This is a genomic window from Cyanobacteria bacterium FACHB-DQ100 (assembly GCA_014695195.1).
Taxonomy (GTDB): domain Bacteria; phylum Cyanobacteriota; class Cyanobacteriia; order Leptolyngbyales; family Leptolyngbyaceae; genus Leptolyngbya.
Genome location: JACJNW010000028.1, coordinates 511,194 through 532,175, shown reverse-complemented (window position 1 = coordinate 532,175; position 20,982 = coordinate 511,194). Strand labels below are relative to the sequence as shown.

Sequence of the window (20,982 nt, the reverse complement as noted above, 5' to 3'; positions counted from 1 at the left end):
TTGGTTTTAGCTCTGAACGCAGGAGAGAGACTTGTCAAACTCAAGCCTCTCTCCTGCGTTCAGAATCAGTTGAGTTTATGCGATCGTAATTTCCGGCGATAAATAAACGTCCTGGATCGCATGAAACAGCTTCACGCCTTCCTCAAAGGGTCGCTGGAATGTCTTGCGCCCTGAAATCAGCCCCGTTCCACCAGCCCTTTTATTAATCACGGCTGTCCGAATCGCTTCAGCAAAATCATTTTTACCCGAAGCACCGCCCGAATTAATCAATCCGGCACGTCCGGCATAACAATTGAGAACCTGATAGCGGGTGAGATCGATCGGATGATCCGTGGTCAGTTCGTTGTACACTTTCGGATCGGTTTTGCCATAGCTTTGTCCGGTGGCTTTGGCGACAGCAGCATAGCCGTTATTGATTTCCGGTAGTTTTTGCTTGATGATGTCGGCTTCGATCGTTACGCCGATATGATTTGCCTGTCCGGTCAAATCTGCCGCGAGATGATAGTCTTTGTCTTGCTTAAAGGCATTGTTTCGCAGATAGCACCAAAGAATCGTTGCCATGCCGTATTCATGTGCGAGAGCGAATGCTTGACTGACTTCCTGAATTTGGCGGGTTGAATTGTCTGATCCAAAGTAGATCGTTGCACCAACCGCAACAGCTCCGAGGTTCCAAGCTTGCTCCACCGAGGCAAACATCACCTGATCGTATTGATTGGGAGAGGTGAGGAGCTCATTATGATTTAGCTTGACGATAAACGGAATTTTGTGAGCGTATTTGCGCGAAACGCTGCCTAATACGCCTAATGTAGTCGCAACGCCATTACAACCCGCTTCGATCGCTAATTTAATAATATTTTCGCTATCAAAATAGATCGGATTCGGAGCAAACGAAGCGCCTGCGGAATGTTCGATGCCTTGATCCACAGGCAAAATCGAAATATATCCAGTATTGCCTAACCGCCCGAATGAATAAAGCTGCTGCAAACTCCGCAAAACTTGGGGAGAACGATCGCTTTGTACAAAGATGCGATCGAGAAAATCCGCTCCGGGTAAATGCAGTAAGTCTTTAGAAACTTTCGCTTTGTGAGTGAGTAAGTCTTCGCCTTCATCCCCTAGCCAAGATGTGACTGACTGAGGCGCAGAGAGTGTAGCGGTCATCGCAGTTTCCTCAATACTGTTCTCATTCACTCTAACGTTTAGGTTCAAAATGGCTTATGTCTGTAAGGGTATTTTTATGCGAATTCAGAAAGCCTGGGTGACGATCGCGGCGGTGGAGTTTGATCGATCGGTGCAGTTTTATCGCCATTTGTTCCAGCAAGAACCGTCACTGTTTACGCCTGCGAAGTATGCCGAGTTTGAGGCATTTGGGATTCGACTGGGAATTTATCGCCCAACTACGGAAGAATCTCCAGAGAAAGCGCCGATCACGTTATTTCCAGCGGTGAGTCTGTGTGTGCAGATTGAGAACTTGGAAAGTACGATCGCTCATCTCGATCAAGTGGACGCGTTTGTGGGTGAGATTCGATCGGTTTCTCATGGGCGTGAGGCGTATGCTTACGATCCGGACGGCAATCGCATCATTTTGTATGAGCCATGTTGAAAAACTATCGGCGTTTGCTCGATCGAGCGGTGTAGTTTCAGTTGTTGGATGTCTGTTTATTGCTTCGGGATGCCCGTTTATTGTTTTGGGACATCTATTTTTAATTTCAGGACATCTATTTTTAATTTCAGGATATCTATTTTTAATTTTTGGATGTCCGTTTGTTGTTCTGGAAGATTGAAATTCAGGTTTTGAACGTTCATTTTGAATTTTTTTAACGTCAGTTTGATGAAATTTTCGCTTCGTTATTGGTGGCTTGTGCCCCTTAAATCCCCCACTCGTGGGGGACTTTGAAAGTGAGAGAATCTCTTTTCTCTAAGTCCCCCACTTGTGGGGGATTTAGGGGGCGATCCGAATTCAGCACCGTAGCGATCTCGTTTCACGCGCAGCAAAGCTGTTCGCTTCCTATCAAATTCGCGCTGTACGATATGCAGCTATCAATTTGAAAGGTAGATTTCCGTGACTGCTGCAATTGTGCGAATAAACCGACTCGAACAACATAGAAACTTTAAAGTCTAACCATAATAAATCAATAGAAATACGAATCTCATTAAGAAGGAAGCAGGATTAATTTAGAAAGAACTTAAATCATTCAGGTAGTATCTCTCATGGCATTGAAAACTCGCGGTTCTGCTGCGATCGATAAAGCACAGCGACGATTGGCTTTACTCAAATCGATCGACGAAAATCTAGATCTCGGTTACGGATTAACCAATGTCAACTACAGCGAACTGATCGAACAGACTCGTGACTCGCTGGAAGCTTACAATACGCTGTTATCAAAAGTCGATGAAGCGCGGGCAAATTTGGAACAAACCGAGAAAGCTCTGTCCCAAATGTCCGAACGGATGTTGAGCGGAGTTGCCACCAAATACGGCAAATCCAGCATCGAATACGGCAAAGCGGGTGGCTCAAATCGCAAACGATCGAAAGCTGCTTCGCAATCTGCACCCGAAGCTTTACCGACATTAACCGTTGAAAAGAATGGCTCGAATTCTAACAACGGGAAGTCGCTTTCTCTGAATTAATCACAGCACAATTCTTAGTGATTTAAGGGCATGGGATTATCCTGTGCCCCTTTTATTTGTTTTTGAGAAGGATAAAGTACGATCGAGCATTTTCAGGAGCGATTTGCTGATGGATTGAAACTGCGATCGTGACTTGTCGATCAACGACGAATCAACAAAACCAAAAACTCCCTTTGAATATCAAAACCTTCTCATCTCAAAGTCCCCCACTCATGGGGGATTTAGGGGGCTAACGCGAATACATCAACGCAGCAAACCATTTCTATCAAATTCATATTGAAACAACGTGAATTTTGATCAGTCTTTCGGCTTCGTTTGAGGTGGGTTCTGCCCCTAAATCCCCCATTCTGGGGGACTTTGAAAGTGAAACTAACTCTTAATTTCGGTGATAATATTTTGTAGAACTCGACTTAAATTGGACATGACTTCTTGATTCCGAAATCGAATCACTCGATACCCAAGCTGATTTAGCTTCTCTGTTCGGGCAGCATCATACTCCACTTGTCGATCGTGAATTTCACCATCCAGTTCAATCACCAACCGATGCTGCGGACAATAGAAATCGACAATAAAAGATTTGACTGGATGCTGACAACGAAACTTCAATCCATTGAGTTGGCGTTTGTTGAGTGCTTGCCACAATATCTTTTCAGCAGGCGTAAGATTCTGCCGAAGCTGACGAGCCGCAGCGATAATATTTGGATTTGTTCCACGAATACGCCGAGAATCCATCAATTCAATCACTCATAAATTCCCCTAAGAGTGCCCCAGTAATCCGAATTGTTCTCCTTTCTCAAATCTCAAAGTCCCCCATTCATGGGGGATTTAGGGGGCTGAAGCCTCTTGAAACGAAGCAAAGAGAATCCATCGAACCCACATCCCATTAGATTCATTCCACAAAGAAACCCCCAATCACCCTTAATTCTCCAATCCTCCCCGCATTGCCAATAGCGCCGCACCATAAGCCGCTTCAGTTTGATCCGCCTGCATCACCAAAACCCCAAGCTGTCTTTGCCGCATTGCTGTCCAAGCCATATTCTTTGCTCCTCCGCCTGCGGTCAAAACTCGCTTCAATGGTGTCGCCCCTAATGATTCGAGCAGGCGATATCCTTGCGCTTCAATTCTTGCAATACTTTCCAGCAAACCATGCAGAAATTCCACCGGATCATCAGGTCGCGGTTCTAATCGCGGTGCAAGCGTCGGATCATTAATCGGAAAACGATCGCCCACTTGCAACAACGGATAATAATCAAGCGGACTTTCTTGAGCGGGAATACGATCGCTCAATTCCCTCAGTTCATCCGATGTAAAAAAGTGCTGCAACACGGCTCCACCCGTATTAGAAGCTCCGCCGACTAACCACCGCTCGCCAAATCGATGACTATAAATACCAAAGTCAGATCGATCGACCCGAACATCACTCAATAACTTCAGCACCAATGTTGAGCCAAGTGAAGTAACTGCATCTCCACTATCATTGGCTTGACTTGCAATAAAGGCCGCAATGCTATCCGTCGTTCCCGCGCAGATTTGACAAGCGGATGGAATGTTGAATCTTTGGGCGATCGCTGCTTGAATCGGTGCGATCGCGCTTCCAGGTTCAACGACGATCGGCAATAGTTCTCGGAGTGGCAACCAATTGGGATACTCTAATCGTTCCACATCGTAACCGAGCTTCAAAGCATTGTGATAGTCACTAATTCCAAGTTGTCCGTGAAGTTGAAACGCCAACCAATCCGCTTGATGTAGAAAGTATTGTGCATTAGAAAAACTTTCATTATTTGCTTGCCACCAAAGCAGTTTTGCAAGGCTAGAAGTTGCGCTCATTACCGTATGTTGAGCAGGCGCAATTGCTTTAATCTGCTCTAACACACTTGCACCACGAGCATCGTTGTACAGTAATGGCGCAGCGATCGCAACACCCGCACGATCGCACAATAACACCGTTGAAGATGTGCCATTGATCGCAATCCGACTTAAACGCGATCGCACCTCGATCGGTAATGCGTCGAGCAATTGCCACAACATTTGATTCCAATCTGAAGAAGCGGTCACGCTGGTTTGTGCTGTGATCGCACCTGTGGAATTGATCGCGATCGCTCTTGCTCCAGAAGTTCCAAAATCAATCCCTAAAGATAAATTCATTCAGCATTCAGCAATAGTTCGGATAACATCAGTCAGAAATTATACAGTCCTTGAAAAGGCTTGATTGCCATAGCAATCCTAAATGAATTATAAATGCGGCTTTGTCGCTCCGTTTCAGTATGCTTCTGCCCCCTAAATCCCGCATTCTGGGGGACTTTGAAACTCAACGCCTCTTGCTCAAAGTCCCCCACTCGTGGGGGATTTAGGGGGCACGATCAACTACGCATCTCACAAATGACTTAGGATTGCTATAGGATGAGAGCTTTCGTTCGCTCTAAGTTTAAGTCGAAAATATACCTAGAGAAGATGCTAGGCGAACATCGAGTGATTTATACTTACGATTCGCACACATCCGCTGAAGTATGAGATGAGATATAAAACTTTAGCTTTTTACTGAACGTCAAATTTCCAAGAAACAAAAGCGCTTAGCTTGTAAATCCTGTAAATATAGTATTTATTTCTCATCAGGGCTTATTCCTTATCGTTTCTACTCTAAAGAGTAGATTACTTATCAAAGTTTGCTGAAGAATTGATTGATTAATTTGTTGCTTTGTATTTGTTGCTTCGTATAGTGTTCCAACTCCCATCCTTCCCGCTATGACTTCTTCCCCCCCCCAGAGAAAACTCAGATGCTTCGCGCTCAGGTGAACCGATGAACTCAGTACAATCCCCTCAGAGCGATGCCCTCTTTCCTGTGGTTGGGATTGCTGCTTCAGCCGGTGGACTAGAAGCGTTTACAGAACTCATTAGCCATCTTCCGTCCAACACAGGTATGGCATTTGTGCTGATTCAGCACTTGTCTCCTAACTATGAAAGCTTGCTGGCTGAAATTATCGGTAGAGTGACTCAAATGCCGGTACAGGAGGTGCAAGACCAGATGATCGTTGAGCCAAATAAAATCTATGTGATTCCGCCAAACACAGAAATAACGATCGCTAATAACACCCTACATTTAGCACCACGGCAGCGGAGCAAGAGCAAATTCCTACCTGCAAATGTGTTTTTCAACTCATTAGCCGCCGATCGCGGAACCAAAGCGGTTGCGGTTGTGCTATCAGGCACAGATGGAGACGGGGCACAAGGATTAACCGAGATCAAAGTTGCAGGGGGTATAACGTTCGCTCAGTGTGAGGCCACCGCAAAATTTGACGGGATGCCAAACACCGCCGTTGCTACCGGAAACGTCGATTTTGTGATGCCGCCCCAAGCGATCGCCGAACAACTTGCAACCTTTAGCCGTAAACCCGCTTTATTTAACTCAAAGCCACTGCAATTCGTTAAGCAAGTCACCCAACCCGGCGATGCCTTAACCCAGATTTTTGCGCTGCTGCGAACCAGGACTGGCGTTGACTTTACCGCTTATAAACCCACCACGCTGAATCGCCGCATTCAGCGACGGATGTTGCTCTATAGGCTCGAAACCCTAGAAGACTACGCTCAATACCTCGAAGAACATCCGGCTGAAGTGCGGGCATTGTATGAAGAAATTCTGATTCATGTCACCAGCTTCTTTCGCGATCCGGAAGTCTTTGAGCAACTGAAAACGCAGGTTTTTCCCACGATTAGCCAAAACAAAACCGCAGACACTCCGATCCGAATTTGGGTCGCAGGCTGTGCTACCGGAGAAGAAGTCTACTCGATCGCGATCTGTCTGTTGGAGTTTCTTAGCTATTGCGCTACCCCTCCGCCGATTCAGATTTTTGCAACCGATATCAGCGAATCCGCCCTCAACAAAGCCAGACTAGGCATCTACTTAGACTGCCAAATGTACGGGGTTTCAGAAAAGCGCCGCGATCGCTTTTTTGTCCCCCTACCCAATGGAGGCTATCAAATTAGCAGCGCGATTCGAGAACTGTGTGTATTTGCTCGACATAACATCGGCGGCGACCCGCCCTTCTCGAATCTCGATTTGATTAGCTGTCGCAACGTGCTGATTTATCTATCCGATCCGCTCCAAGAGCGGATTATGGCGTTGTTTCACTATAGTCTCAACCTAACGGGCTGTTTGCTTCTCGGCACTTCAGAAAGCATCAAGGCTGCTTCAGACTTGTTCAGTGCGATCAATGAATCCGCTAAAATCTACACCCGAAAGTTAAGCGCAAACCGTTCTCTGTTTGCATTTACCACACCTTCTTTCTCGCTTACGAACGTCCATAGCCAGCAGCGCGTAGCTGAAGCCATCGCCAAGTCATCTGATCTAACGCGAGAAGTCGATCAACTGATTGCCAATCGATATGCGCCTGTTACTGTAGTGGTCGATGACCAAATGCAGATTTTGTCAGTGCGCGGCGACACCGACCCTTACTTGAAGCTGGCTCCCAGTAGCACTGAGTTAAATTTGCTGCTGATGGCGCGAGAAGGATTGTCGATCGCCCTTCGCACCGCAATTTATCGCGCTCAAGCTCAAAACGCCTTGATTCGACAAGAACAAGTTGAGATTGAATCCGATGAGCGAACAACGCTGCTCAATCTAGAAGTGATTCCGTTCCAGCCTGCGAACGCGAATACGCTTTATTTTCTGGTGATTTTTGAAGCGGTTTCGCCGCCGATCGCGCCCTCGACTGCAATCCCGGTTGAACGACGAGAGCCAGAAGATTTAGAGCGCGAAATCGTCCAACTGCGGCAAGCCCTCGTCGCTGCGACTCAGCGAGAACTCTCTGCCCAAGCTCATCTGCAAGCCGTGATTCAAGAACAGAACTATCTCAACCAAAGTCTGAGAGTCGCAAACGAGGAGATTTTATCGAGCAACGAAGAACTGCAAAGCACGAACGAAGAACTGCAAACGGCGAAAGAAGAGATTCAAGCCGCGAATGAAGAACTGGCGACAACGAATGAAGAACTCCGCAACCGCAATCTAAAACAAAACCGAGACAATAGCGATCTCAACAACTTTATCGACAGCATTAATGTCCCCATTCTGATGCTGACCAACGATTTGAGAATTCACCGCTTTACTCCCGCCGCACAGCGCTTGTTTAATTTCATTCCTGGCGATGTCGGACGACCGTTTCACGACCTCCGCACCGATTTTGATGCGGAGAACTTACAAGCAATGGCTTTAGAGGTGTTAGACACCCTCAACACAAAGGTGCAAGAGATTCAAACTCAATCCGGTTACTGGTATGCGCTCCGCATTCGTCCGTATCGCACGACCCAAAACCAGATTGACGGTGTGACAATGGTTTTCCTAGATATCGATGCGCTCAAACGCCATAGTGAAGTGCTAGAAGCGGCGCGTAATTATGCAGAATCAATCATTGAAACCGTGCAAATCCCGCTTGTGGTACTCGATACCGAGCTGCGAATTAGCAAAGTCAATCGATCGTTCTATGAAACGTTTCAGGTTTCTCCTTCAGAAACTGTCCCTGCTTCTTTCTCCGAGTTCACTAACGGACAGTGGGATTTTGCCGAACTGCGATCGATGCTCGAAGCAGTGCTGACTCAAGATCGTCCGATTCACAATTTTGAGGTGAGTCGTACTTTTGAGCGAATCGGGCAAAAAATCATGCTGCTGAATGCGTGTAAGCTGCAACGAGACGGAGGTGCAGACATGATTTTGCTGTCGATCGAAGATGTGACCGAGCGCGAACAGCTTGAGCGTGAACGCTTCGCCCGCCAGCAGGCAGAAGCCGACAACCGCATGAAAGATGACTTTCTTTCCAATCTCTCGCACGAACTGCGGAACCCGCTCAACACGATGCTCGGTTGGGCAACAATGCTTCGCAATCACACGCATAGCGAAACTGTGATCGATCGTGCTTCAGCAGCAATCGATCGCAGCGCCAGAATGCAATCTCAACTGATTGAAGATTTACTCGATATCTCACGCATCACGAGCGGTAAAATCAATCTCAGCCGCCGTTGGATTGATGTGAGGTTAGGGGTTGAAGCAGCGATCGAGTCGGTTCAACTTTCAGCTGCAGCCAAAAACATTCAAATTGTCTCAGACTTAGAACCTGCGATCGTGCTTGGCGATGTCGATCGTTTACAGCAAGTGATATGGAACTTGCTCTCGAATGCGATCAAATTCACAAGGGCAGGGGGACAGGTTAAAGTGACGCTGACCTCGACTGAAACCGAGGCGCAAATTCAAGTCAGCGACACCGGACGCGGAATTCGAGCAGACTTACTGCCGTACATTTTCGATCGATTCCGTCAAGGCGATTCCAGCACGACCAAAGCAGAAGCAGGGCTGGGATTGGGATTATCGATCGTCCGGCATTTGGTCGAACTTCATGGAGGCACCGTGCAGGCGGAAAGTCCGGGTGAGGGACAAGGCGCAATCTTCACGGTTCGGCTTCCATTGCAAAATGTGTCCTCGGAAATAGCACCCTCTAGGCTCACGCCGTCTTGGTCAACTTCTACGAACAATACAGTTGAGCCTGTTTTAGATGGATTGTGCATCTTAACCGTTGACGATGAACGAGATACCGGCGATCTCTGCAAACTGGCGCTAGAGATGTATGGGGCTAAAGTGCAAAACGTTTATTCTGCTAGAGAAGCCTTATCTGCTTTGCGGGCTAATGCTGATCGCTATGATGTGATGATTTGCGACATTGGAATGCCCGAATACGATGGGCATTGGCTGATTCGAGAGATTCGATCGCTAGATGCAGGTAGGCAAATTCCTGTGGTTGCCCTCACCGCTTATGCCAGTGAGAATGAGCGACAACGAGCGATCGAGGCGGGATTTCAGATGCACATTCCCAAACCCGTTGAGCCGATTCAATTAGCGGTGGCGATCGCAACTTTAGCTAGACCGAATTAGAAACTTATTAGGCTTAGTTCAAACGGTAAGTTCAAAGGATGAATGGAACTATAACAAACCTTCCAAGTATGGATTAAGTTGACGTAAGTGCGATGAAATTTTCTGCGTCATTGGTGTTCGATCGTGCCTCCTAATACCCAATCAGTTTGTTAATGCTACAGATCCTTCGCCCCCTAAATCTCCCAGAATGGGGGACTTTGAGAATTTAATCCTTCTTTGACTTGAAGTCCCCCATTCGTGGGGGATTTAGGGGGCTTACAAGATCTGTAGCGATTAAAGATCAATTTGGTATACATCCCCCACAAGTGAAGAATTAGCGTAATTTTCCACATCTTAGAGAGTTCTCCAACCTGCAAAGTCCCCAGAATGGGGAATTTAGGGGGCTTTCCACCGCTCCAAACGCAGCCACAAACTTCTGTCGAACTTACGTTAAATTTGTTCAACAAATCTACTCAAATCAAATTGTTTCTCTTTAAAATAACGTTCAAAAATTAACGAAGTTCTGAGGAGAAACGGTATTAATGTATACCTTTGATATTGTTGGAGTCTCTCCAGTTTTGTCTTTCTTCAATCAACAACAAACTATTACTCAAAAAAATCTATCTACAGGAGTTGAATATCTCTCAACTTTTGAATGTACACTTGATGCTTTAATTCACTCAGTCGAAACCGTCAGCCCGCAGCACAACTGGCATCTAGACCAAGTTGTCGGAACCGTTGTGAACTTTTGGATGCAAAATTCTGATTTGATTCACCACTGGAAAGATCGACTCCAAGATGCAGGCAAAGAAAGCCTTCTTGTCAGCCGTGTTGCCGACATTGACTCACTCAAAACTGAGCTTGAATTGTTACTTTAACTCGATAAACTTAATTATCTCTGAACTCTTTCTTGGGCAGGACGTAGGAACAGAGCGAATACCGTTTTACTGAAAAACAGTTTAGAGGTGTTGCTATGGAAACTCAGGACAAAGTAATGTCAATGTCCCATTTAAGAGAACTCGGAATCACGCGAGAAATGGTCTTCCCGATCGGGCTTGGCGGAATGCCGATGTCAATCCGCGATCGTCCACCGGAAGACCAATCGATCGCCACCATTCATAAAGCTTTAGAACTCGGTGTTACTTTAATCGATACCGCCGATGCTTACTGTCGCGATGAATCCGACAAGCATCACAATGAAAAACTGATTTACAAAGCTCTGCAACAATACACAGGCGATAAAAGCCAAGTCATGATTGCCACCAAAGGCGGATTGATGCGCCCGAACGGCTCTTGGACACAGAACGGCAACCCGGATCATTTGCGTAAAACCATTCGCGAAAGTTTTGAAGCATTGGGCGGAGACAAGCCGATCGACATTTGGCAATATCACTCCCCTGATCCCAACTACTCGATCAAAGATGCACTCACTCCCGCCAAAGAAGCCCAAAATGCGGGAATCGTTCGTTATGTCGGCGTATCAAACTTCAGCATTGATCAGCTCAAACAAGCTCGCGATGTAGTCGAAATTGTTTCAGTGCAAAACCAATACAATCCCTGGCATCGCAACCCTGAATATGATGGCGTACTCGAATACTGCGAAGCCGAAGGCATCACTTTCTTACCCTGGAGTCCGCTCGGTGGCATGAGTCGCGTCAAGCAATTACAGCAGTTCACCGGAATGACCGATCTCGCGGCTGAAAAAGGCTTATCAATTTACAGCCTGCTTCTGGCGTGGATGCTCTCGAAATCGCCTTGCATTGTTCCGATCCCCGGAGCCAGCCGCCCAGAAACGATCGCAGACTCGATCAAAGCCGCACAAGTCCGACTCGAACCACCAGAAATCGCGATCGTCGAAGATGCGATTGCAAACGTTTAATCTCAGTTTCTTTACAAAACTCAACAATCCCTGTTAAGCTTTGTAAAGAAATCAAGGAAAAAACAAAATGAGAAGCGGTTCAATTGTTGACGACCAAGGCAAGTTAAATAATTTTGCGATCGAACCCCAGATGTATGTCACTGACCAGCCTCAGTTCGGTTTCAACACCAACGCAGAACGCTTGAACGGTCGGCTTGCAATGATCGGCTTCGTTTCGCTCCTGCTTTTAGAAGCCTTTACCGGACATGGCATCATCGGATTCTTAACCAGCCTATAAAATTCGCAATATTTTATAAAAAAGGGTGACGCTACTAGAATGCGTCACCCTTTTCTGTTTTATAAGTTCTGTTTTACAAAAAGAACCAAACTGCAACCCCGATCGTAATTCCAACTGCGACCGCCCCAAACGTCTTCTTTAACCGCTCTAAAATTGGCTGAACTTGGTAACTCACCACCAATCGATCCTGCGCCAATACTTCCGGCGGCTTTTCCCACATTTGCCCGTCATACCAGCCCGACTCTTCATAAAACACGGCTGGATTGAGCAATCGTCGCTGCACATACGCCCATCCCAAATAAAGCCGCAGCAAAGCTAGACCCGGAATCACCAGCGCTCCTGCCGATGCAAATAGGAGAAATTGCGGCAAATGTTTCGCAGGTGGAAAACTGACGGCAGCAACGGGAGCAGAAATGAGCCAGGTGATCGCCCAAAGAACCGCAATCGGCTTCAGGTAGCCAATGCGATCAAGCGTTGCCCACCGAAAAAACCAAGATTCCTTCAGGTCTTGATATTCGTTGATTGGTCGCTGTTCTTCAGGAACGGGACAACTAACTGAGTTCATGATCAAGCCGAGGAAAGGAAAACATATCGTTTAGTATAAAAGACTTAGCTAGAGGATGAAAGGAGACGTAAAACAATGCCACCCCAAAGTTTTGAGAGCGGCAGCGTTTGTTCTGATTCCGCTTCGCGAAGGGACTCTTTCAAATCGGCTAAAATCTGCTCTTTTGAGTTGCTCTCTAGATCAAAATCATCCTCTAGAAGTGCGATGCGATTTCTTGCACAGTACAATCTATCACCGAAGTTCACGTCATTTCAGCAAGCTCGAAATTTAATAGAATCGCAGTCAAAAAAATCGGGAGGTCAAGCTGTGACCTCCCGATCGATTCAATTTACAACTCTAGAACTCAACAAAAGGCACTCGTGCCGCGTGACCCCAAAACGACTCTAAGCCGTAATATTCGCGCTCTTGCGGCATCATGACGTGCACAATCACATCGCCGTAATCTTCCACAATCCAACTGCCCTCCGCAAAGCCCTCGGAGCGAATCGGTCTCCGGTTCATCGTTTCCTCGACTTTCTCTTCAATCGATCGAGCAATCGCCCGTACTTGCACTTTTGAATAGCCCGTCACCATGACAAAATAATCTGCCAGAACCGTCACATCGCCCACTTTCAGCAACACAATCTCACTCCCTTTCCGCTCATCGGCAGCCTCTGCCGCCAAACGTGCCAGTGTAGCGCTGCGATCGTCGAGATTTGCAATCGGTGTGGAAAGGGTTTGTTGGTTAGAAAGTTCTGTCATTCAGGTTTGAATTCCTTTTACGAAGTGGTTTAGTAAACTGTGATTCAGCGCGATCGTGCCCCAGTTTTATACTGCTGCAAGAACGCATTGCGCGTCTGAACGGTACGCGGATGGATCAAATGACCCGCTTGAATCAGGTGCTTGAGCGAGGCATCCGCCGATCGCCAAGTTGCCTGAATCAAATCTCGCCGACTCAAATCACGCAATTCTTCTAGCTCTGGGGTGTCCCCGCGTCCCGGCTCCAGCCCGTCTGCCAGATACACCACACAACTGAGTAAGCTCATGTTCGGACTGCCCAACGTGTGATGACGAATGGCATCCAATACTGATTGATCCTGCACTCCAAACTCATCCCGCGCTACGATCGCCCCCACATCGGCATGGAGAAGATGTGGATTCGACTCGTCGATCGGATCGAGCGTTAAGCCTTCGGCGATCGCCATATTTAACAATCGCTTGGGCTTAAAGAACTTAGCGAGATCGTGCATCAATGCCGCTTGAGCCGCTTTTTCGACATTGAGACCATGCAACTCGGCAAGCTCGATCGCAAACTGCTCCACCCGCAGAATATGTCGAATTCGAGTTTCAGGCACGTTTCCTTTTAGCCAGGATAAGACTCTAGCGCGAGTTCGATCCGGTGGAGGCAGTAAACCTGAGAGCGCGATCGATTGATTCACCTGCGGCGAAGTCCCTTCAGTCTGTAGTGCTTTGGGCAATTCACGCATATATGTGGCTAACTCCAGTCAGCGACACACAGCAAGTAATCCTCGACATTTAGCGCTTGCATCCTCTCAGTTCTGTCCTCATTTTAACGTAACTCTCTATTCTCGACTGCTCCGGTCGTAAGTTCGGTTTTTGCGGCAGACACTTGGAATTTCAGGTGATAGCATACGGGATAAAAGCAGTCAATTAAGTCTTGTACAGAACTTAAGCAAAGGTAAAAGGGCGATGTTTTTTCACTGGTCATATCTCCTGCTGATTCCCGGCATGATTCTGGTATTTTGGGCACAGCAGCGCGTTCAAAACACCTATCGCAAATACTCAGGGATTCCCTCGCGTGGGGGAATGACTGGAGCGCAGGTAGCAAAGATGATTCTCGATCGTATGGGCATCTACAACGTCACGGTTGAACCCGTTGCGGGCGAACTAACTGATCATTATGATCCAAGCGCGAAAGCAGTCCGACTCTCTGAAGTGGTTTACAATTCGACTTCGCTGGCTGCCGCAGCCGTTGCCGCCCATGAATGTGGTCACGTTCTGCAAGATGTGAAGGGTTATAAACCCATGAATATGCGGGCGGCGCTGGTTCCAGCGGTGAACTTGGGTGCGAATTTTGGCCCGATCTTAATCATGGCGGGTCTGTTTATCGGCGCACTGGGCAAGGTATTTATCCCGCTTGGAATTGCGCTGTTTGCCGCAGTGATTATTTTCCACATTGTGACTTTGCCGGTTGAGTTTGATGCGTCGAGTCGGGCATTGCGGCTGATCGATGAGTTGGGCATTTTGCAGGGTGAGGAAAATCAGGGAGCGCGGAAAGTATTGAATGCAGCAGCGTTTACCTACGTAGCAACCGCGCTGTATGCGGTGCTTCAATTGGTGCAATACATTCTGATTGCAATGGGTCAGCGTGATTAGTCGATTAATTTGAGTCAAATTTAGCAAACCGATCGAGTCGGATCGATCGGTTTTTTCATGCAGATTTGATGGGATACTGTTGCGAATTCCAGAACTTCGCGATCGTATGGTCGTAGATTCCACCATGTTCAAATCCAACCCCAATGAAGCGAAAAACGATCCAGCCGCAAGCATACCTTGGCGAATTTTGGCGATCGCAGGCATCATTGGGTTTGGATTTAGCGGAATGCGGCATTTTATGATGCAGTCTGAAGCTTGGGATCTCGGAATTTTTGATCAGGCAGTTTATCTGATTAGCCAGGGTCAAACCCCGTTTTCGACGCTGTTAAGATTTCATATTTTGGGCGATCATGCTGCCGTAATTTTTTACCCGATCGCCCTGCTCTACAAGATTTACCCCAGTGTGTACTGGTTATTGTTGATTCAAACGATCGCGCTTGTGATTGGCGGTTGGATGGTGCGAGAACTGGCACTTCAGGCAAAGATCACACCGAAATGGGCAACGCTGCTGATGGGGGTGTATTTGCTGTATCCCTTAACGTTTAATGCGAATATTGCCGATTTTCATCCTGAAACGATCGCCGTTCCCGCATTCTTAGGTGCAGTGTGGTTTGCCCGCGCTCAGCGATTGTGGCAATTCTGTATTTGTGTGGCGATTATTCTGAGTTGCCGGGATGCACTCGGATTGAGTGTGGCAGCGATGGGAATTTGGCTCTGGTTGTGTGAAGATCGGCGGGTTTATGGTGCGATCGCGCTTCTTGCCGGGATTAGTTGGTTTGTGATTGCAACGCAGGTGATCATACCGAGCGCTGAGGGCGGCGTTTCTATCGATCGGTTTCTATTCCGTTATGCCCATTTGGGAAGGTCTTACAGCGAAATCGCCAAAAATCTCATCTTCAATCCGCTGCTTTTTCTGAAGACCCTGTTCACCTTTCGGAACTTTGAGTACATCGTTTTGAGTTTTGCGCCGATCGTCTGGGCAAGTCATCCACGCAATTGGCTTCCTTTAGTTGCAGCCGTTCCCACACTGGCGATGAATATGCTGTCTCAGGAAGACGGACAGCGCACCCTCACCGATCAATATGCGCTGCCATTGTTGCCGTTTTTGATGCTAATTGCGATCGCAACCGTTGCCAATCCGCCGAAATGGTTGCCGAGCCGCCGAGCGATTTTAGCCTGGTCGATCGTGGGATTATTCATTCTCGGCAAGTATGGCTACTTCACGTTTTACATTCGGCGGATGGACACTTGGGCAGCGAGCCGAGCCGCGATCGCCCTGATTCGTGAAGACGATCGGGTACTGGCAGATGCGCGTTTGGTTCCCCACCTAAGTCATCGAAAAGTCATCGAGCAATTGGGACGACAGCAATCAGAGCCATATGATGCGGTGTTAATCAACGCCAAACGAGTCTGGGCAGTGCGGCGATCGATGTCTGAAGCAGAAATTCAGCAGCTTCAGCAAACCTATGGATTGAAGCAGGTCTTTGCTCAAGACGGAATTGTATTGCTGCACCGTTAAGGACTCGGTGAGGGAGACACTTCAGGCGTAGGCATGGGCGATACACTCGGTTGAGGTGAGGGAGACACTTCAGGAGTCGGAGTCACTTCAGGAGTCGGAGTCACTTCAGGTGAAGGCGTAGAACTCGTGCTCGGTGAAGGCTGCGGCATCGATCGACGTGGCATCCGCCGAGGAGAACGGGGAACATCGGCAACGACAGCTTGAATATCCACCGACTGTGTAACCTGTTGCCCGTTGCGATTTCGAGCCGTGAGCGTAATCGTTTTTAAGTTACCCGGCATAATCGGATAGGTGATTGAGCCTCGCGGCTTGACCGCTCCCGAAAACGGCAAAAGCTCCACCTCTAAGCCATTTTCGTCTGCAACTTGCCAAGAAACCTCCACATTCGCAACATCTCCACTTGCAACAGGAAAGGTGTGTGTCAGTTGGCTTGTGGCATCTTGTCCGTTGAGGGTAAACGAAAGAATTTGAGGTCGTCGATCGGTTTCCGACGATCGCTCAATAAATAAAGGAGATTGCTCAGACGACTGAGAGGAACCGGTTGATTTTACGGTGACGGTTTCAGTGGTTTGCTGAACGATCGGAACGCGGGTGTCCGATTTCGAGAACAATTTCAGGCGATATTTAAACGTGCCGGACTGCGACGAGACAAAGGGAATCCCCTGACATTCAATTTTCGTATAGTTTGCGGGCTGCTGAAGCGAGGAAAACCAGGGCAGGTCAGGAAGCGGGAGTTCCCAAAGAACAGGTGCAGACTGAGCGGGTATCTCTGGGCGGACACGACGGCAGCCATTGTCCTGATCGGACTTCGCTTGCAGTTCTTGAGGAATTGAGGTGGAAAAATTGTAGGCTTTGCTTTGAATTTCTGCGCCTTCATCTAACTGAACCAGCACCAGTCGGTTCAGAGTTTCAGGATTTCGCACTGCCCAATTTAGGCGCACCGCATTGCTTGCGCCTTCAAGATAGGTTCGCTTGGTCGGACTAAACGTGAGCACATCAGCCGTTGTGATCGGTTGACGGTTGAATCGATAAACCAAACCCAACAGACTGAGAATGGTACTGGCTCCAAGCAGCAGCAAAGCGGCTAAAACCCATTTCGGTTGCGGAAACCAGAGGAGTTTTGCTTGCGGCGGATAAGGCGGAGTCGCTGAGACGAGATCGGTGGGAATCAGATACAAGCTGACCAATGAGCGTATTGGCTTGCCCCAGAACGGGCGCTGCCACTGCTGCCGGGGTGTGGCGTTGAGGACGATCGCCATTTCCTGATTTGGTGGAACTGTGACCGTACTGTTCTCGATCGTGAACTGGAAGCGCTTTTCTGAATCTCTGGCATCAAGGCGTAGCGTCTGTTCAACGTTGCCGCGATTACGAATGGTTAGCGTAAAGCTGGCATCTTCTTGGGGCACCGATCGCACTTTGGGGCTGAGTTCAGCTTCGAGATGCGCTTCGGCTAACACTTGAATATGAAGCGCATCGAGCGTCAACAGTTCTGAAGCGTTCATCGAGATCAGTTGCAAGGTCGGCGAATAGTTTCCGGCAGGCGTAGATTTGGGCGGGTGAACCGTAAAGCGAATTTCGCCACAGTGCCGCGCTTCGAGCCGTAAGCCATCGACGGATTCAGCCGCATCGACGGATTGGGAATTGCGATTGAGATACTCGATCGTGAATGCCTCTGGTGGCAGTCCCGCACAGTTGAGATAGATCAAATCAGAGAATGCAGAACGATTCTCGATGTTGATCGTGAAGGTAACGGAGCGGCCAGGGCGTAATAGACAGGGCATTTCAGCCGTCGTTCCTGGATCGATCCTCACGTTTAGCGTTTCTTGCTGGGGCTGAATGGACGGGACTTCAAACTGAAGCGGATGGCGAATTGTTTTGTTGATGTGTTGCTCAGATTTGTAGGCGATCGTGTAGTGATAAATGCCCGGAGCCGCATGAGCGGGAATATCAAAGTTGAGCGTGATGGTTTTGATTTCTCCCGGTGCGATGGCCGTTGGCGATGTCGGTGAGAAGGAATGCCATTCCAGCAGGGAAAAGAAGCTAGGTTCGGTGACTTCTAGCCAATAGTGAATTGCTACGTATTTTGCATTTGGCGCTGTGTTAGCGATCGTGAAACTTTGACAGAACCGAATGCCTCGATCTGTCTCAATTCTTTGCATGTCAGAGCGCGTTTCAATTTGCATCAAGTGTTCTCTTCGACTCCAACCCGTTCCATATTGTGACGCAACTTATTCGCTTCTGAAAGCACTTCAAACAAAAAACATAAACCGTAGACCTATAGCGATCCCGTTTGAGTCGTGAACGCTAAAAGGAGTAGGAAGTAGGGAGTAGGGACGGCACTTTCATTTAATGCAGCAGCGCTCTGTGGAAGACTTTGAGAACCTTTGGCGGGATATTCGGCATGAAGTTAGGACAGGACGACGGAGTTTAGAGTTGGGCCCTGAAAAAGCTAGATCGCGATCGTGCTGGATTAGCTCAAACGAGAACTTGAAGCGATCGCTTAGCTCCACGAAGTGACCGCCTAGAGTCGAACCAGAGTCGAACCAGGGTCGAACGTTCTCTATTTCTATTTATTCAAAGTAATTATTTCTGTTGAAGATGAACGAGGAGAATGCAAATAACAAGAAAGATTTGATTTTAGATAGAGCAAATTCATTCTATCTCTGCGTCAAGAGGGAGGCAGATGAAGATTTTGGTGTGACTTCTCGTACTCGGTGAGGATTTCCTGATGTATGGCATTCGGTAATCTAACAATCGCGGGCACTCTCAAAGCTTCCGCAAAATGATTAACTAAAGACAGTCAATCCTTAAGAGCTTGTTGTTACAATACTTTATAATTCTTGCCTCCGGTGTCGATCGATGAATGCAACCTCTCCTTCCTCTATTGCTGCTGAAGCGCCTCAACCTACGGACACTCTTCCCTTTATTCGCACCGAGAACGGCATGATCACATCGGAGTTAGCATTGGTTCCGAATCAAGCCGATATGACAACGCTGCGCTATGACCCTGATTTGATTGCAGCCTATTATCGGACGCGATCGCTTAAAGTGTGGCAGCGCACGCTGGGAATTTTTCTACCGTTTCTCTTCTTTGCAGCGCGGCTGTGGTGGGATCGCATTACCGGAAGAACGATTGAAAGTCAGCCCAAACAGGCGATACATCTGCGCGAGATGTTGACGAATTTAGGCCCTGCATTTATCAAAATTGGGCAAGCACTATCTACGCGACCGGATTTAGTGCCGCCGACTTATCTGGAAGAATTAACCAAACTTCAAGACCAGCTTCCTCCATTTCCCAACGAAGTTGCATTCCAATTTATTCGCGAAGAGTTAGGCAAAACCCCGGATCAGATCTACGAAGAATTGAGTCCGATGCCGATCGCCGCTGCCTCTTTAGGTCAGGTCTACAAAGGCAAGCTGAAAACAGGCGAAACCGTTGCGGTCAAGGTTCAGCGTCCGGGACTGGCGCGAAGCATTGCTCTGGATATGTTCATTCTGCGGCGTTTGGCAGGGTGGGCGATGAAAAACATCAAGCAAATCCGGAGTAACTTGGTTGCGATCGCTGATGAATTAGCGACTCGCATCTTTGAAGAAATGGACTACACCCATGAGGGACATAACGCCGAGCGATTCCAAGAACTCTACGGACACCTGCCAGAGATCTACGTTCCTAAGATCTACTGGGAATATACGGGACGGCGAGTTCTGACAATGGAATGGATTACCGGAAACAAGCTGACGCAACTCGAAGCGATCCGCGCTCAGGGCATTGATGCAACTCACCTGATTGATGTTGGGGTGCAATGTTCGCTCCGACAGCTTCTAGAGCATGGATTCTTTCACGCCGATCCACATCCTGGCAACTTACTGGCAATGCCCGATGGACGCTTAGCCTATCTCGATTTCGGCATGATGAGCCAGGTTGAACCTTATCAGCGATATGGGCTAATCGAAGCGATCGTCCACCTGGTAAACCGGGATTTTGAGGGCTTAGCTCAAGATTATGTCAATCTGGGATTTCTATCGCCCACGATGGATCTGACTCCGATCATTCCAGCATTCGCGGAAGTATTCAACGAAGCATTAGGTGCTTCTGTTGCCGAAATCAACATCAAAAGCATCACCGATAAATTATCGGCGCTGATGTACGAGTATCCTTTTCAAGTGCCTGCATTCTTCGCGTTAATTATTCGATCGCTGGTCACGCTTGAAGGAATTGCGATTAATGTTGATCCCAATTTCAAAGTTCTGAGCAAAGCTTATCCTTATGTATCAAAACGGCTCTTAACTGATCCGGCTCCAGAACTGCGGGCATCGCTGCGCGATCTCTTGTTCAAAGATGGAAGTTTTCGCTGGAATCGGTTAGAGAACTTGCTGAAGAATGCGCGAGACAATTCAGACTACAACTTAGATCAGGCGCTCGATCAGGCGGCCGACTATTTGTTTAGCGATCGGGGTGAATTTATTCGCGCAAACTTAGTCGATGAAATTGCGAAAGCATTAGATTCACTGAGCCAAACTGCTTGGAAAACCCTGTCTTATGGTTTTCGCGAACGAGTGGGTTTAGCAGTCGAACGATCGCCTTTACCGCCTGAAAACCAAGCCACTTTAGACCATCTCAAGCGGGTGTGGAATATCCTGAGAGAAACACGCGGCTTCAATCAGACGAAAATGCTTGCATTAATCCCGCGTTTATTAGCGAAACCTGAAACTCAGAAGATGGGGCAGCAAATCATCAGCGATCTGTCTCAGCGACTCGCAGCGCGATTGATTCGAGAAGTGTTACTCAAAGAAGAGGTAAGTCGTCCAGTGCAGCCCACCTCAGCTTTAACCGTAGTTCGATAAC

General features: G+C 47.9%; 18 protein-coding genes. 11 read left to right on the top strand and 7 right to left on the bottom strand.

Features of this window, described 5'->3' with window-relative positions; all coding sequences use genetic code 11:
• Positions 1–75: 75 nt before the first annotated feature.
• Positions 76–1,158 (bottom strand): class I fructose-bisphosphate aldolase, encoded by a 1,083-nt coding sequence (locus tag H6F51_13655; GenBank protein MBD1823528.1) that lies wholly within the window; start codon positions 1,156–1,158, stop codon positions 76–78.
• Between the two features lie 76 nt (positions 1,159–1,234).
• Between H6F51_13655 and H6F51_13650 the strand changes: the two genes are divergently transcribed.
• From H6F51_13650 to H6F51_13640, 3 genes are all read left to right on the top strand, one after another.
• Positions 1,235–1,600, top strand: a complete 366-nt coding sequence (locus tag H6F51_13650) for a VOC family protein (GenBank protein ID MBD1823527.1) — start codon at positions 1,235–1,237, stop codon at positions 1,598–1,600.
• On the top strand, positions 1,587–1,781 hold the full coding sequence (locus H6F51_13645; protein ID MBD1823526.1) for a hypothetical protein: 195 nt from the start codon (positions 1,587–1,589) through the stop codon (positions 1,779–1,781). The genes H6F51_13650 and H6F51_13645 overlap by 14 nt, the downstream gene beginning before the upstream one ends.
• A 427-nt stretch (positions 1,782–2,208) precedes the next feature.
• Positions 2,209–2,628: a hypothetical protein gene (locus H6F51_13640; protein ID MBD1823525.1), complete on the top strand. Its 420-nt coding sequence runs from the start codon at positions 2,209–2,211 to the stop codon at positions 2,626–2,628.
• 369 nt (positions 2,629–2,997) lie between these two features.
• On the opposite strand, the gene H6F51_13635 is transcribed toward H6F51_13640, so the two are convergent.
• Positions 2,998–3,360 carry an endonuclease domain-containing protein gene (locus tag H6F51_13635; protein MBD1823524.1) on the bottom strand — a complete coding sequence of 121 codons (363 nt, stop codon included), beginning with the start codon at positions 3,358–3,360 and terminating at the stop codon, positions 2,998–3,000.
• A 186-nt stretch (positions 3,361–3,546) separates the two neighbouring features.
• Positions 3,547–4,773 (bottom strand): FGGY-family carbohydrate kinase, encoded by a 1,227-nt coding sequence (locus tag H6F51_13630; GenBank protein ID MBD1823523.1) that lies wholly within the window; start codon positions 4,771–4,773, stop codon positions 3,547–3,549.
• Between the two features lie 652 nt (positions 4,774–5,425).
• Here H6F51_13630 and H6F51_13625 point away from each other — a divergent pair.
• The 4 genes from H6F51_13625 (at position 5,426) to H6F51_13610 (ending at position 11,676) form a co-directional block, all read left to right on the top strand.
• The gene (locus tag H6F51_13625) at positions 5,426–9,541 is read left to right on the top strand and encodes a PAS domain-containing protein (GenBank protein MBD1823522.1); all 4,116 of its coding nucleotides are present in this window, start codon (positions 5,426–5,428) and stop codon (positions 9,539–9,541) included.
• Between the two features lie 521 nt (positions 9,542–10,062).
• A complete protein-coding gene (locus H6F51_13620) occupies positions 10,063–10,398 on the top strand; it encodes a hypothetical protein (GenBank protein MBD1823521.1) in 336 nt (111 codons plus the stop codon).
• A gap of 95 nt (positions 10,399–10,493) precedes the next feature.
• Entirely contained in the window at positions 10,494–11,399 is a 906-nt protein-coding gene (locus H6F51_13615; protein ID MBD1823520.1) for an aldo/keto reductase, read from the top strand.
• Positions 11,400–11,466: 67 nt separating this feature from the next.
• Positions 11,467–11,676, top strand: a complete 210-nt coding sequence (locus tag H6F51_13610; GenBank protein MBD1823519.1) for a high light inducible protein — start codon at positions 11,467–11,469, stop codon at positions 11,674–11,676.
• A 73-nt stretch (positions 11,677–11,749) separates the two neighbouring features.
• Here the strand turns inward: H6F51_13610 and H6F51_13605 are convergent, their stop codons facing one another.
• The 3 genes from H6F51_13605 to yqeK form a co-directional block, all read right to left on the bottom strand.
• On the bottom strand, positions 11,750–12,241 hold the full coding sequence (locus H6F51_13605) for a CGLD27 family protein (protein ID MBD1823518.1): 492 nt from the start codon (positions 12,239–12,241) through the stop codon (positions 11,750–11,752).
• A gap of 336 nt (positions 12,242–12,577) precedes the next feature.
• A complete protein-coding gene (gene rsfS, locus H6F51_13600) occupies positions 12,578–12,982 on the bottom strand; it encodes a ribosome silencing factor (protein ID MBD1823517.1) in 405 nt (134 codons plus the stop codon).
• Positions 12,983–13,026: 44 nt separating this feature from the next.
• A complete protein-coding gene (gene yqeK / locus H6F51_13595) occupies positions 13,027–13,707 on the bottom strand; it encodes a bis(5'-nucleosyl)-tetraphosphatase (symmetrical) YqeK (protein ID MBD1823516.1) in 681 nt (226 codons plus the stop codon).
• 223 nt (positions 13,708–13,930) lie between these two features.
• On the opposite strand from yqeK, the gene H6F51_13590 reads away from it, so the two are divergent.
• Both H6F51_13590 and H6F51_13585 read left to right on the top strand, forming a co-directional pair.
• Positions 13,931–14,617 (top strand): zinc metallopeptidase, encoded by a 687-nt coding sequence (locus H6F51_13590; GenBank protein ID MBD1823515.1) that lies wholly within the window; start codon positions 13,931–13,933, stop codon positions 14,615–14,617.
• Positions 14,618–14,741: 124 nt separating this feature from the next.
• Positions 14,742–16,136, top strand: a complete 1,395-nt coding sequence (locus H6F51_13585; GenBank protein ID MBD1823514.1) for a DUF2079 domain-containing protein — start codon at positions 14,742–14,744, stop codon at positions 16,134–16,136.
• Here H6F51_13585 and H6F51_13580 read toward each other — a convergent pair.
• A complete protein-coding gene (locus tag H6F51_13580) occupies positions 16,133–18,319 on the bottom strand; it encodes a hypothetical protein (protein MBD1823513.1) in 2,187 nt (728 codons plus the stop codon). The genes H6F51_13585 and H6F51_13580 overlap by 4 nt on opposite strands.
• Positions 18,320–18,485: 166 nt before the next feature.
• On the opposite strand from H6F51_13580, the gene H6F51_13575 reads away from it, so the two are divergent.
• Positions 18,486–18,653 (top strand): hypothetical protein, encoded by a 168-nt coding sequence (locus H6F51_13575; protein ID MBD1823512.1) that lies wholly within the window; start codon positions 18,486–18,488, stop codon positions 18,651–18,653.
• Positions 18,654–18,995: 342 nt separating this feature from the next.
• Positions 18,996–20,981, top strand: a complete 1,986-nt coding sequence (locus tag H6F51_13570) for an AarF/ABC1/UbiB kinase family protein (protein ID MBD1823511.1) — start codon at positions 18,996–18,998, stop codon at positions 20,979–20,981.
• Position 20,982 lies beyond the last annotated feature (1 nt).

Coding starts and splice junctions, on each gene's coding strand:
- H6F51_13615 (MBD1823520.1), top strand. CDS start 10,494: ATGGAAACTCAGGACAAAGTAATGTCAATGTCCCATTTAAGAGAACTC.
- H6F51_13625 (MBD1823522.1), top strand. CDS start 5,426: ATGAACTCAGTACAATCCCCTCAGAGCGATGCCCTCTTTCCTGTGGTT.
- yqeK (MBD1823516.1), bottom strand. CDS start 13,707: ATGCGTGAATTGCCCAAAGCACTACAGACTGAAGGGACTTCGCCGCAG.
- rsfS (MBD1823517.1), bottom strand. CDS start 12,982: ATGACAGAACTTTCTAACCAACAAACCCTTTCCACACCGATTGCAAAT.
- H6F51_13645 (MBD1823526.1), top strand. CDS start 1,587: ATGAGCCATGTTGAAAAACTATCGGCGTTTGCTCGATCGAGCGGTGTA.
- H6F51_13570 (MBD1823511.1), top strand. CDS start 18,996: ATGAATGCAACCTCTCCTTCCTCTATTGCTGCTGAAGCGCCTCAACCT.
- H6F51_13635 (MBD1823524.1), bottom strand. CDS start 3,360: ATGGATTCTCGGCGTATTCGTGGAACAAATCCAAATATTATCGCTGCG.
- H6F51_13575 (MBD1823512.1), top strand. CDS start 18,486: ATGCAGCAGCGCTCTGTGGAAGACTTTGAGAACCTTTGGCGGGATATT.
- H6F51_13610 (MBD1823519.1), top strand. CDS start 11,467: ATGAGAAGCGGTTCAATTGTTGACGACCAAGGCAAGTTAAATAATTTT.
- H6F51_13580 (MBD1823513.1), bottom strand. CDS start 18,319: ATGCAAATTGAAACGCGCTCTGACATGCAAAGAATTGAGACAGATCGA.
- H6F51_13650 (MBD1823527.1), top strand. CDS start 1,235: ATGCGAATTCAGAAAGCCTGGGTGACGATCGCGGCGGTGGAGTTTGAT.
- H6F51_13630 (MBD1823523.1), bottom strand. CDS start 4,773: ATGAATTTATCTTTAGGGATTGATTTTGGAACTTCTGGAGCAAGAGCG.
- H6F51_13620 (MBD1823521.1), top strand. CDS start 10,063: ATGTATACCTTTGATATTGTTGGAGTCTCTCCAGTTTTGTCTTTCTTC.
- H6F51_13590 (MBD1823515.1), top strand. CDS start 13,931: ATGTTTTTTCACTGGTCATATCTCCTGCTGATTCCCGGCATGATTCTG.
- H6F51_13605 (MBD1823518.1), bottom strand. CDS start 12,241: ATGAACTCAGTTAGTTGTCCCGTTCCTGAAGAACAGCGACCAATCAAC.
- H6F51_13655 (MBD1823528.1), bottom strand. CDS start 1,158: ATGACCGCTACACTCTCTGCGCCTCAGTCAGTCACATCTTGGCTAGGG.
- H6F51_13640 (MBD1823525.1), top strand. CDS start 2,209: ATGGCATTGAAAACTCGCGGTTCTGCTGCGATCGATAAAGCACAGCGA.
- H6F51_13585 (MBD1823514.1), top strand. CDS start 14,742: ATGTTCAAATCCAACCCCAATGAAGCGAAAAACGATCCAGCCGCAAGC.